12 protein-coding genes are annotated in these 12,860 nt (G+C 39.9%); 6 read left to right on the forward strand and 6 right to left on the reverse strand.

Going from position 1 to position 12,860, the window contains the following annotated elements; all coding sequences use genetic code 11:
- Window positions 1-49: 49 nt before the first annotated feature.
- The 3 genes from AC0L13_RS19995 to AC0L13_RS20005 are packed head-to-tail and all read right to left on the reverse strand — an operon-like array spanning window position 50 to window position 2,025.
- Window positions 50-733 carry an HAD family hydrolase gene (locus AC0L13_RS19995; RefSeq protein ID WP_473642479.1) on the reverse strand — a complete coding sequence of 228 codons (684 nt, stop codon included), beginning with the start codon at window positions 731-733 and terminating at the stop codon, window positions 50-52.
- Window positions 726-1,241: a DUF1572 family protein gene (locus AC0L13_RS20000; RefSeq protein ID WP_473642480.1), complete on the reverse strand. Its 516-nt coding sequence runs from the start codon at window positions 1,239-1,241 to the stop codon at window positions 726-728. The genes AC0L13_RS19995 and AC0L13_RS20000 overlap by 8 nt, the downstream gene beginning before the upstream one ends.
- Before the next feature lie 10 nt (window positions 1,242-1,251).
- The gene (locus tag AC0L13_RS20005) at window positions 1,252-2,025 is read right to left on the reverse strand and encodes a Cof-type HAD-IIB family hydrolase (RefSeq protein WP_473642481.1); all 774 of its coding nucleotides are present in this window, start codon (window positions 2,023-2,025) and stop codon (window positions 1,252-1,254) included.
- Window positions 2,026-2,150: 125 nt separating this feature from the next.
- Between AC0L13_RS20005 and AC0L13_RS20010 the strand changes: the two genes are divergently transcribed.
- Window positions 2,151-2,633, forward strand: a complete 483-nt coding sequence (locus tag AC0L13_RS20010) for a DinB family protein (protein ID WP_473647174.1) — start codon at window positions 2,151-2,153, stop codon at window positions 2,631-2,633.
- A 192-nt stretch (window positions 2,634-2,825) separates the two neighbouring features.
- On the opposite strand, the gene AC0L13_RS20015 is transcribed toward AC0L13_RS20010, so the two are convergent.
- Complete coding sequence (locus AC0L13_RS20015) at window positions 2,826-5,210, reverse strand: polyprenyl synthetase family protein (RefSeq protein ID WP_473642482.1); 2,385 nt, start codon at window positions 5,208-5,210, stop codon at window positions 2,826-2,828.
- Between the two features lie 169 nt (window positions 5,211-5,379).
- On the opposite strand from AC0L13_RS20015, the gene AC0L13_RS20020 reads away from it, so the two are divergent.
- The 5 genes from AC0L13_RS20020 (at window position 5,380) to AC0L13_RS20040 (ending at window position 10,885) form a co-directional block, all read left to right on the forward strand.
- Window positions 5,380-7,041: an ATP-binding protein gene (locus tag AC0L13_RS20020; RefSeq protein WP_473642483.1), complete on the forward strand. Its 1,662-nt coding sequence runs from the start codon at window positions 5,380-5,382 to the stop codon at window positions 7,039-7,041.
- Window positions 7,034-7,741, forward strand: a complete 708-nt coding sequence (locus AC0L13_RS20025; RefSeq protein ID WP_473642484.1) for a response regulator — start codon at window positions 7,034-7,036, stop codon at window positions 7,739-7,741. The genes AC0L13_RS20020 and AC0L13_RS20025 overlap by 8 nt, the downstream gene beginning before the upstream one ends.
- A 213-nt stretch (window positions 7,742-7,954) precedes the next feature.
- Window positions 7,955-9,292, forward strand: a complete 1,338-nt coding sequence (locus AC0L13_RS20030) for a CitMHS family transporter (protein ID WP_473642485.1) — start codon at window positions 7,955-7,957, stop codon at window positions 9,290-9,292.
- Window positions 9,293-9,480: 188 nt separating this feature from the next.
- Window positions 9,481-10,377 (forward strand): MerR family transcriptional regulator, encoded by an 897-nt coding sequence (locus AC0L13_RS20035; RefSeq protein ID WP_473642486.1) that lies wholly within the window; start codon window positions 9,481-9,483, stop codon window positions 10,375-10,377.
- Entirely contained in the window at window positions 10,262-10,885 is a 624-nt protein-coding gene (locus AC0L13_RS20040; protein ID WP_473647176.1) for a VC0807 family protein, read from the forward strand. The genes AC0L13_RS20035 and AC0L13_RS20040 overlap by 116 nt, the downstream gene beginning before the upstream one ends.
- Window positions 10,886-11,020: 135 nt before the next feature.
- Here AC0L13_RS20040 and AC0L13_RS20045 read toward each other — a convergent pair whose 3' ends face one another.
- On the reverse strand, window positions 11,021-12,052 hold the full coding sequence (locus tag AC0L13_RS20045) for a C45 family autoproteolytic acyltransferase/hydolase (RefSeq protein ID WP_473642487.1): 1,032 nt from the start codon (window positions 12,050-12,052) through the stop codon (window positions 11,021-11,023).
- Window positions 12,052-12,831 (reverse strand): MerR family transcriptional regulator, encoded by a 780-nt coding sequence (locus AC0L13_RS20050; protein WP_473642488.1) that lies wholly within the window; start codon window positions 12,829-12,831, stop codon window positions 12,052-12,054. The genes AC0L13_RS20045 and AC0L13_RS20050 overlap by 1 nt, the downstream gene beginning before the upstream one ends.
- Between the last annotated feature and the right edge of the window lie 29 nt (window positions 12,832-12,860).

Raw genomic sequence — 12,860 nt, forward strand, 5'->3', positions numbered from 1 at the left:
ACGGATGTCAAAAAGACGATGGATAGATTGTTTTCCATCGTCTATTTTCTTAAGAATGCTGTTCTTCCACAATACTTATCTTTTCTATAAGCAAAAGCACGTCCATCAAATCATCAATGACAAAGTCAGCATCCACTGCACTCCATTGAGAATCTTTTTTCCAAATCCCAATCATTCCGGCATTTTTAGCTGCTTCCACGTCATTTACAGGATGGTCCCCTACAAATATGCTTTCGCTAGGCGAAACATTTAGCTGCTTAAATGCTCTATTGAATATTTGCGAATCAGGTTTTTTGATTCCTTCCCACTCAGATACTAAAATAGCGTCAAAATACTTTTCAATGCCAAGCGCTATTATATTGTCCATCTGAAACTGCCCTTTGCCATTCGTAATCATCCCTAGCTTCAAGTTTTTTCTTTTTAATGACTCCAGCATTTCGATGAGACTAGCAAAAGGGACGCAGTTATTCTTGAATTCGTCAATATAATCCTGAAGCAACTCATCCCACGCTATACCGTAAATTTCAAACTCATCGACCAGTTGTTGATAAACCTTATCTTTCCATACATATCCGCGGTTATCCAATTCGATGAACCTTGCTGCAAACCTCTCCCTTGGAATATGGCCTACGAACTTGTGCAACCTATCATATTGATGGTCAATGAACTTTTTGACAGATTCGTCTCGGTCCAACAATGTCCCGTCTAAGTCGAAAATCGCTGCTTTAATCATTTCCATCCCTCCGAATGGTTTTAGGAATACTTAAGATTATCCATTCTTTATCCCTAATTTGTTTTCCGATATAAAGAATCTGCCCTACATGATAACTAATATGAGCTACTTCCGTTTGAATTGCTTGAAAAGCACTCAAAGGTTGTTGTCTCAATGTAACGGTTTTTAATAGATCCTCTGCTTTAAGGTTTTCAATCGTATTAAAAAGTAATTTCCATCCTTCATCCCAAATTTGCATTAGATGCTCTTTAGATTCATTTCCATCAACAAACTCCATATCTCTTTCCCGATAAGGTTTTTCACCGTCTGTAGTTAAAAAATTGACCCAACGGGAGTGCATATTTCCGCTTAAATGCTTTATGATGATTGCAATATTATTAGACTCGCCACTAGGTTTCCAGTGTAATTCGTCATCAGATAATTGCTGCATTCCATCTTCAGCACGTTTTTTTAAATGTCTAAACTGCTCTATTGTAACTCTGAGATACTCTTCTTCAAACCTGCTCATAATATCCTCCTCAAATGACTCCGTACTTTTCCAATGCAAAAGCGATACCATCTTCATTGGATTTTTTAGTCACGAAGTCTGCTACCATTTTTAATTTCTCGTGCCCATTCTCCATTGCAATTCCCAACCCTACCAATTCCAACATATCAATGTCGTTCTCCCCATCCCCAAATGCAATGGCCTCACTTTTATCAACATTAAAATACTCCAACACTTTGATGATTGCTAAGGACTTTGATATGTCTTCTTGCAATACATTTAAAATAAAAGGATGCCACCTTTTAAATGTTAGATTGGGAAACCTTTCAACATATCTTTCAACGGTGTTATCGTCTGCGAATAGGCACATTAAAAATAATTCATCTTCAAAAATCTGTTGATTGGTGTTGGGGTAATCGTTCAACGATAAGGTTTCCTTCAATGCTTTTAATATGTTGTCATCTTTAATACCATTCATACTTAATCTCTCGGAGTAGAACGATAATGCATTGTTTTGTGAATACGCAAACTCAACAACTTCTTGAACTATTCTTTTATCCATCGGCACTTTATGTATAATCTTTTTATTATGTTTTACGTAGGCTCCGTTTGCGGTAATGAAAGTATCGATCCCTAAAGCTTCTATTTCAGCACACATAGATAATGGTCTGCCTGTTGCGGCGACAACTTTTATTCCTTTATTGTTTAACGCTTTAATCGCTTCTTTTGTACTGTTCGAAATGCTTCCGTCCTCGAAGTTTGTGATCGTTCCATCCACATCAAAAAATACAATCTTATAACCCATCCGAAACAACCTTTCGATTTAATTCATGAAAAAATACCACATATCCAAATTTTATCATATAATTGAAATTTAAGATTACAATTGTAAAAGAATTAATTCTTAGAGGAGCGAGTGCATTGCTAAATATGTTTCTATACAATTGGCAAGTAAGAGAAGACTGGTTTGCATGGTGTGGATCACTTTCTGAGGAAGAGCTACGTACTGAAAGAGTTGGTGGCATGAGAAGCATCTTAAAAAATCTTTCTCATGTGATTGATTGTGAATTGATATGGATGAATTATATGCTTGAAGAGCCAATTGTTTATCCTGAAAAGGATTCTATATCCAGTTTGGATGATGTAATAAGGTATTCGAACTTCATGAAAGAAAAAACGAAGGACTTCCTACATAATTGGACTGTTGACTCTGAGAACAAAATAGTTGAGGTAAATAGTAGAAACGGCAATACCTATTCATTTAGCTACGACAAGATTCTTCGTCATATTATCTCCCATGAAATCCATCATATTGGTCAATTATCTGTTTGGTCGAGGGAGATTGGCTTAAAACCCGTTTCATCGGATTTGATTTTCAGAATTTATGATAACAAAATGGGCTCCCTTCAATGAAACTGAGTGGGAGCCCATTTTTTCCGGTGCCTGTGCAAGACACATTTATGACAATTCAACCTAACGAATGATAGTACATAAATTAAACAATAGAATGTTTATACTATCGAATTTTCAATTCTTCTATATACAATTGTATCTTATAATCTGAATTGTTCGCTGCACAGGCACCGAAAATATTCTGAAGACTTATTAGTTGTCTCGGTTGACGATGTAATGTAATAGGTGTTTTAAGTAGGTTGTTTTGTGCTGCATTTCTTGTAATGTTTCCATTGCGGTGGAGTAGTGGTCCCACATTGCTTTGCGTGCGCCTTCAGTGCCGAGAATGGAGACGAATGTTGAACTATTGTTTTCGGCGTCCTTTCCGGCTGGCTTTCCGAGTGAGCCTACATCCCCTTCAATGTCGAGCAAGTCGTCCTTGATCTGAAAAGCGATGCCGGCATGATAGGCAAATTGTTTCAACATCTTTAGTTCGGATTCCTGTTTCCCTGCTAGAATTGCAGGCATGAGGAGAGAGGCTTCGAATGCTATGCCTGTTTTGTAAAAACACATCGTGTTTAACTGTTCCAATGTCAATTGCTTGCCTTTGGAATTCAAGTCCATTGCTTGGCCTTTACACATATCCGTTGTCTTCGCGGCCGAATATTGAATCAGGCGGAGCACCACTTTCGGATCAAACTGGTCAAGCGACGCTTGTTGTTCCACCGCTTTTTGTGTCAGATAAAGACCGGTTAATTCCGCCACAGCCGCATTATAAACATGATGCAATGTCGGTCGTCCCCTCCGGATAGATGAATTGTCTTGAGACGGCAAGTCATCGAAAATGAGGGAAGCTGTATGCATATATTCCAATGATTTCAGCACAGGCACGATCGCAGACTTATCCAAACCGTATTCGTGCACACCCATAAACCACGTCACGATCGGTCTAAGTCGCTTTCCATCGCCATACAAACTGTAATTTGCGGCACTAACAATTGGATCTTCCCACAAAGAAGCATTATCGCTCTCATCGATATACAACACTTCGTTGATTTGACCTCGTACGGTTTTGACCGTGTCTAAAAAGGCTTCCCGCTCTTCCCCTTCCTCTTTCAAATTGGCAAGGATATGGTCCCGCAGCAGTTTATCAAAGAAATCGACATCATCCGCTTTCCGCACCATCTTTTGGATGAGACTATCGAACTTGGGATTTCCGGTTGCGAATAACTGTATCACTTCGTTATATTTTTTATCTCCCGCACGCTCTTTAAATCGTTTTAATCCATTTATCGCACGGTTTAACATTACTTCGCGCGTCTTTTTATCCGAATGATACACGTTATGAATCAAATTGGAGATGACCGTCCAATACAACTCAAAAGGGTTTATGAGGTCCGAACGCGTACGATGATATTTCAAATAATACGTATAAGGCGTAACCGCGTCAGCCTCCAAGTCATCAAACATATCCGCAAAATCGTCAGCCAACTGGTTATAAATTCCGTAAAAGAATGTTCGGTTGTCAAACCCATCATCCTCATCAGCACTAAGAACCGATCGGACAATTAAACGTGAAGAAGCGGATTTCAAAATAACGGGGATATAAAGCTCTTCATTCGTATAATTGGCATGTAATAGATCTTTTTCACGGTCCACTTCCTGGGCATGAAAAAACACGTAGGATTGCTCAAAGAAATGATCTTTTGTTTCTTGTCGCAAACAGCCTTGAATATACGTAAAAGCTTCCCGAAGTTCGGAATGAATATATCGAATTAATTCCTTATTATTTCCCGCCCACTCCCCTAATTCGGGTACGGATCCTGTAATAAGAGTTGTTCGTATCAAACTTGAATATTGCTTTTTCTCTTCCGCGGATAGGACGTCCGAATCCAGAAGATCGTCGATAAAAGGATAAGTTAGGCCATAAGAATACCCCAATCTTATCGCCTCGTCCAACTTCCGGGTGCGTTCCTCGGGTGTTTCCTCATCGCTCATCTCTTCAATCTGATGCATGATGACCCCAGCAATGATTTTAATCAGCTTCCGCTTCGCCTCATCAGAATTTAACCCCTCTGGAATATTAGAAGAGACGGTCTTTAGTTTATTCATCAACCAGATCAGCGTTGTTTCAACGCCTTCTCTCTGAGCCCAACGATATAAGCCCGCCATGCTGAACATCTCCGTTTTCCCTTCATCTCCAGTCGATCCGGAAAGCGGCAGGTGTTGTTTTATATCATCAACTACATGCCTGATTCTGTTCAACGTATGAGGTGAATCAAGTGATTTGCCCAAATCGCGCAAGAAAATATAGGAGATGCTTCGATCCAAGTAATTATCGAGTTTTCCCGTGTATTCCAGCCATTGAATATAGCCGTGATACCCCCGTGAATCGGATTTTCCCTTTCCACGCGAAAACAACGATACCAATGTATTGTGATGAATATGATTCTGTTTCCAAGTCTGTATGTCTTTCGTTAAGGTAGTAGCATAAGTCTTGTTTGCGAGCTGTCCAGAGAGTGTTTCAAAATAATCTGCAGCCTTCTTCTCAGCTAGCCGATAATAGGCATCGGCATTCTTTTGTAACTTCTCATTCATACTACATTACCTCTACTTCAATTTTTTAGTTGCTTGTAAATAGTCATACTACTATATGCAATAGGATAGCATCGTCTGCATTGCGCATGCAGTCATAAACAAATACTAGCATATTATCTTGAATTACTATTATGATTGAAAGGAATCGCACTGTTAGGAGCCGACAAATATGATTCAACTACATAAAAGACAAAGACATGATAAAAATCCTCATTTACAACCAACTATTATTATTAGCTTCAAAATGAAAATGATTTTATTAATAGGCGCTCTCATTATCGCAATCATAACAGTGATTGGGTTTTTCATAGGGCATTTCATTTCCGACACAATGGAAGCGCAAGTTGGAGATCGCGCGCTCAGTGTGGCGGAAAGCGTCGCGCATATACCTGAACTTGCCGAGGCATTCGGGCATGAGGACCCTGCATCCATTATCAACCCCCTTGTCGCACCTATCCAAAAAGCGACGAAGGCCGAATTCATTGTCGTCGGCAATACGGAAGAAATTCGGTATGCGCATCCTGATGCGGACAAAATTGGAAAGAAAATGATTGGGGAAGATAATGAACAGGCGTTGATTTATGGTGAGTCGTATGTCTCCAAAGCAGCCGGATCATTGGGTGACTCAGTACGTGCCAAAGCCCCAGTGTACTTGGACGGAAAGATTGTGGGAGTCGTTTCAGTCGGATTTTTAGTGAATGATATCCAATCTTTGATATCGTCTTATAATAACTACTTATGGCTTGTCTTAGTTAATATTGCTGTTGTAGCCGTGATCGGCGCTATTCTTATTGCATCATATATTAAAAAGGTCCTGTATGGCTTAGAACCTGAAGAAATTGCCCATTTACTTGTTCAAAAAGAAGCAATTCTCCAATCAACCCATGAAGGCATTATTGCTGTGAATCAAAACGGCAACATCACAATGATCAATGTTGCCGCCCAACAATTATTATTTAATCACCATATTTATTCTAAACAATATGAAGGGATGTCGATCAAAGACCTTGCACCTGCACAGCAATTACTGCATTTTCTTCAAGTCAAAAAAGAGCAAACCGACCAAGAAATGATAATCGGCAAATCAGTTGTTTTTGCCAATAAAGCGCCTATCTATTCTGACGACTCGTTAGTCGGAACCGTATTCACATTCCGGAATAAAACAGAAATTGATTTATTAACAAAAGAATTGACGTCAATTAAACAATATACAAACGCCCTTCGCGCTCAAACACATGAATTTTCAAACAAGCTCTATACGATCCTCGGTTTATTGCAACTCGACAAAAAAGAAGAGGCAATTCACTTTATTCAGCGGGAAAGCTCTCTTCAAAAAAATTGGATTCGATTGCTCATCCAAAAAGTGTCCGATCCCCAAGTGAGCGGCCTTTTACTAGGCAAAATCAATCAGGCACGTGAAGTAGGAATAAAAATCACAATTCAAGAGGATAGCCGAATGGTAACCCATTTAAGCGAAAAACAAAGTGAAGCGTTGTTGACTGCCATTGGAAATTTGATTGATAATGCGATGGATGCAGTGAAGAAGGTTCCACCAGCCAATCGGAAAATAGCGATCTTTTTCACTGATATCGGAAATGATATCATTTTTGAAATAGATGATGCTGGTGAAGGCGTGCCTGCCGAGTATGTAAATATGATTTTTAAGCAAGGGTTTACATTAAAGGAAGGCGAGCACGGTGGCTTTGGATTGGCGCTTACAAAGCAGCTGATTGAGGAAGTAAATGGTGATCTTTATTTGGAAGAAGGAGATCTTGGCGGCGCAAGCTTCGTGTTATCGATACCAAAAGAAAGGAGGGAATCGGATGCTTGAGACCATTCAAGTATTGATTGTTGAAGATGATTTTCGGATTGCAGAGATAAATCGGCAATTCGTCAATCGATTAGATAAATTTGAAGTGTCATATGTTGCTAAAACGAGTGACGAAGCCCTTACGTATTTACACAGCACTGATCATTTACCCAAGCTTATTTTACTGGATGTTTATATTCCGGATGTTCAAGGTATGGATTTATTTTGGACATTGAGAAACGAGTTTACTGAAATCGATGTCATTATGATAACTGCTGCGAAGGAAGTAGAAACCATTGCAGAGGCGCTACGCGGAGGAATTTTCGATTATATGGTGAAACCGGTGGACTTCGATCGATTTGAACGGACCTTTTTAAATTTTCGAAAGCAAAAAGAACTTTTAGCGACAAAAATAGAGCTCATGCAAGAAGAAATCGATCTTCTGACAGGCTTGCAAATAACACCGCCGCCAATAAATGACAACGAGGAAAGATTGCCAAAAGGAATCGATCAACTGACATTGGAAAAAATAAAAGTGATACTACAGGAAAGCGGTGAATTTGGCATCACTGCATTGGACGCAGGTAATCAAGTCGGCGTCAGCCGATCGACTGCCAGGCGCTATCTGGAGTATTTAGTTTCCACAAAGGAAGCAGATGCACAGTTGAAGTATGGGGATATTGGACGTCCAGAACGAAAATACATCCCGTGGACAAAATGAACAAAACGTTCATAACAACCATTAGTGTTTTTAATTACATAAACTTATTCTTATAACCTCTCTATGATAAATTTCTAACTATAGAATATTTTGAAATAGAGATGGTTATTTTTTTTTGTACAGCGTTCCTTGTTTTTTTTATGAAGTATGTATCCGCTTACATAACCACTCTCTTTCAAAAGTGGACTTCGGTTTGCTAGAGAGGAGATCTATATGCTAAGTATTATTGGTTTAATTACGATTGTCATCATTGTCGCGTTGCTCATTAGCGGGAAAGTCTCTCCTATCGTTGGATTAGTGCTAGTTCCGGTAGCTGGTGCATTTGCTGCAGGCTTCAGCTTCGATGAAATTGGTGTGTTCTTTACGGAAGGTACAACCAAAGTTGCAAGCGTTGCCATTATGTTCATCTTTGCGATTTTATTTTTCGGAATCATGCAGGATGTCGGTTTATTCGACCCATTGATCAATAAGATGATTGCCATTTCTCGTGGAAATGTCATTGCTGTTGCTGTTGCAACAGTTATCATTGCGGCTATTGCACACTTGGACGGTTCTGGTGCGTCTACGTTCCTTATAACAATTCCAGCATTACTGCCTTTATATAAGAGGTTGAAAATGAATCCTTATTTGCTTTTGATGCTCGTCGGGACAGCCGCTTCGATTATGAATATGGTGCCGTGGGCAGGCCCGCTCGGCAGGACAGCCTCTGTGTTGGACGTTGATGTTACGGAAATTTGGAGACCACTCATTCAAATTCAAATTATCGGTCTGGTTTTATTAATCGCTATCGCTGTTGCTTTAGGATATCGCGAAAAACGATTAATCGCGAAGAAGGCTTCATTAAGCGAAGGAGTATCGGAAGAAGGAGCTTCTGATGAATCAATTGCTGAAGCACAATTGGCAGCTACTGTTACTGAAGTGAACGATTTAAAGCGTCCAAAACTTCTTTGGATCAACGCCCTTCTTGCAATTGCAGTTATTGGAGTTCTCGTATGGGGCGTCATCCCTGCAGGCTTTGCTTTTATGATTGGTGTTAGTATTGCATTGCCACTGAACTTCCCGAAAGTCAAAGACCAAATGGAGCGCATTAAAGTGCATGCACCAGGTGGAATTATGATGGCGACCATTATTTTAGCAGCTGGATCTTTCTTAGGAATTTTAAACGGTACAAATATGCTGACGTCGATCGCGACAGATCTTGTAACCGTTTTACCGGAATTCGTCGCTCCGTATTTACATATTATTATTGGGGTATTCGGCGTACCTTTCGATTTGCTGTTAAGCACAGATGCTTACTATTTTGCCCTATTGCCAATTATTGAACAGGTAGCTCTTTCATTCGGTATCCCATCGCTCTCTACTGCATACGCGATGATCATCGGTAACATTATCGGAACATTTGTCAGTCCTTTATCACCGGCTCTTTGGTTGGCACTCGGCCTTGCTGGTCTGGAAATGGGTAAGCATATCCGTTATTCTTTTATGATGATGTGGGGACTTAGTATTCTACTCCTAGTCATTGCAGTTTTACTTGGGGTTGTTGCAGTTTAAATGCAAAAAGGTATCATACACTCCTAGGGGTGTATGATAATTTTTTATTGTCGGCCGTTTAATATGAATGAGCAAAATTTCTTAAAATAATCAAAATAAAAATTGTTTTTATACTTTTTAAAAAATCATTGCGCCTTACGTAACGGAAGGTTCTATAATGGACATAACGTGTGAGAGGTGGGGAGGTCGTGTATTCGATAGGAAAACTTGCGGAGCTTGGTAGAGTTTCTTTGCGAACATTGCGCTATTACGATGAAATTGGATTGTTGCCGCCTGCGGAAAGAAACGCAAAGGGTCATCGTGTTTACTCAAATGAGGATGTATCAAAGCTCCATTACATTCTGACCTTGCGAAATGTAGGTCTGCCGTTAGAATCCATCCAAACAGCAATGAATGACAAACAATTAAATAGCAAGAGCTTGCTGGAGATGCGATTGAAAATGATCCAAACGGAACAGCAAAAACTAATGAAGATGGAAAACTCGATCAAGTCCTTATTGGCTTTAGCAGAAATTGGACAAGATATGAATTGGGAATCTATCTTTGAATCGTTTTATACTTACCCAAAGAGTGAAAATATATTAAAGAAATTGTGGGATAAACATTTTTCCGCTGAAGAACAAAGTCTATTAAAAAAGCTACCTTCTTTGGGAGAAGACAGTGAGCTGGCAAAGACAGCAACCGCTTTAGTCAAAGACGTCCGGGCTAATGTCAAAGAATGTCCGACCAGCCAAATCGCACAGCAATTGGCGAAGCGATGGATCGCTCTTGTACAAGAGATGTACAAAGGCAATGTTGAGTTGGCAAACAAAGTATGGAATCTTAATAAGGAAAACGAAATAACAGGTTTTTTCAATTCGAGGAAGATGTGGTCATATTCATCGATCAGGCGATTCAACACTATTATAAATCGAACGGTGGGGGTATGGGCATATGAAGAAACTGATGGTGCTCGACCTTGTTTTTTATATGCTCCTCCCCCTTTTACTATGGAATTACGGCCGCGAACTGTTCGGGGATTATTATGCGATGCTTCTATCAACCGTACCTGGATTCATTTACACGATTTACCGTTTCCTTCGTGAACGGCAACTTAATATTAGCGGTCTTTTCATCATTCTTTCCCTTTTCCTAAGCACGATAGTCAACTTGCTTTCAGGAAGTGCGGAAAACATGTTGTGGAATCAAGTGTACCTCGGTTATGTTTATGCTGCTTTGTTTCTGCTATCCATTTTGTTCCGAAAACCGTTAGCACTCTATTTCGCTGTGGACTTCGCCTACTTGCAGGGCTACCCCCGTAAGAATAGTAAGACCTTGTTTTCAAGCAAAGGGATATTTAAGTGGTATCAGATGATGACTGGTTTGTTTTTTGTACGCAGCGTCTTCCAAAACTCTTTGAAAGCCTGGCTCATTTATTCATACGGCGTTGAAGGATATGGACAAATGCTAATCTACATGCAGATTAGCGGCTGGTTCTTCAGCGGGTTGATTATGATCGGTTATTTCTATGTTGTTTCGAAAGTGAACAGATATGTAAAAGAGCATTATGGCGAAAGTGTTACTATGGGTAATAAACAAGCAGACAGCGCATAGTAATGCACTGTCTTTTTTGATATATCACTCACTACATGGTTTTATCACTCTGCATGCAGTCTGACATTGCATTATAAATGAATTAAAACTAACTATGGGAGAATGATCGACATCCTTGTTTTCGTTCGCTAATACTTACATCTCTTGGTGAATAACTCCCTTCATATACTCAGGAAGATTTAAGGTCCCTTCTATAAAATCTTTAAGAGAAAAAGTCATTGGCTTACAGTTCTCGCCAACTCCAACGATAATGTTCAAGTCTTTTGGAGAATAGACGACCGTATGCAATGTACCGAAGTACTCTTTATAGTATTTGAAAAATAGTGGGGAATTCGAGTCGTTAAACCGATGATAGGCGGAAAGCGGAGACATTCCTTCATCCAACAAACTGCGTACATACTCCTTTCGCTTTACCGAGCCTAAAATTTCTGGTCTGTTTTTCTCTTGCAGTCTTTCAGATTCAAAGTGATTTGTACAAATAAGGGGATCAGTCACATATACAACTTGATGTTCAGGAGAAGCTTCCACGATTACACTTTTCCCACTTGGGTCAGTTAACGAGTAATTAAAGCAATATCCGTGTGGAATAGTTGTCAGCAATTCTAATGCCTCTTCAATGCTCCCGCATTGCTCCAGCAACATCCTGACAATCGTCGTTGCCATAAACCCCTTTCCCCGATGCTTGCTATTAACAAAATGCAGGCCGACAACAAGCCCTTTTTCATTCATTCCATCGAGCCTTCCAAAGATCTGCTGACTAAACCCGACGGTGCAATAACCATCTGCAGGCTTTGTAAAAACTAATCGTGCATCGTACATTTCCGGACTAAAATCATAATTACGTACGTAATAGCCATTTTGTACAAACGCCGTGCATCCCATGTCCGGGAATGCTATGTCATATCCGCTAAAGAGTTGGATTATTGTATCGGTATCCATCTCTAGTCCTCTTGCAAAACCGTTCAGTTCTTGATATATATTCGGGGAAATACTCTCTAATAGTTCCTTGGCTTTTTGAGCATCAGTTCCGGAGGTCATTGCATGAAGCATAGCCATTTTTTCTGAGGACTTAAATGACGTAAATTCTTTACTCTGGTCTAATCCAATTTGATAGGAGCTGCCTTTCAGTTCCACTATCCTTACCGTAAGCTCTTCTGCCTGACGCATTACCAATTCCTCCTTCCCACAATTCGAGTGACAGGCATCAACAGATCAAGATTAGCTAGATCGTTGCCACGATACCACTCCAATAGAGGGCCTGTCGGAAGCCAATCATGTGTGATTGCATAGTTGAATATATTTTCGTACCCACTTTGAATTTTCTCGATAGAATCTTTAAAGGGCATGGCTATACACATTGTGGGAGCCATTTCCTCAACTTGGTCAACCCCAGCTACCAAACTAACATCCAAATCAGCAGGAACACTGAATCCAATCATTGCCTGAATTACATCGATCCCCGATATATACTTCAAATAACTGTTTTGAATAGGTATCTTAGATTTCGTTAATTCTTCTACCCGTTCCGTGAAATGATCCTTGAATTTTCCGATTTCAGATGCAGCAGAGAACCAAATTATTTTCTCCCTGTCCTTTTCAACCAGGTAAATTGGGTCATTCATTGAATAGCTTTCTAAATAACGTAAACTTGCATTCAGGACTTCCTGTCTCGTTTTAATCATATGAATCCAATCGTCCATCATTCGTTGTCGATTTGTTTCATTGTCTTCCTCCAAATACATCTTAATGTCTTCGAGTGAAACATTCGCTAGACGTAAACTGGAAATCAAACGTACTGTTTCAACCTGTTCTTCCCGATACACTCGATACCCACTTTCATTTCTTTCAATAGAACCTAGCAATCCTTTCGATTCATAATACCTGATCGCACTTTTGGCAATCCCAACTCTTTCCGAGAACGTTTGTATTGTTATGAAATGCGTCAAGCTCCCACCCCCTTACACCAATCGTACAC

Source organism: Sporosarcina sp. QA0331 (genome assembly GCF_055808055.1).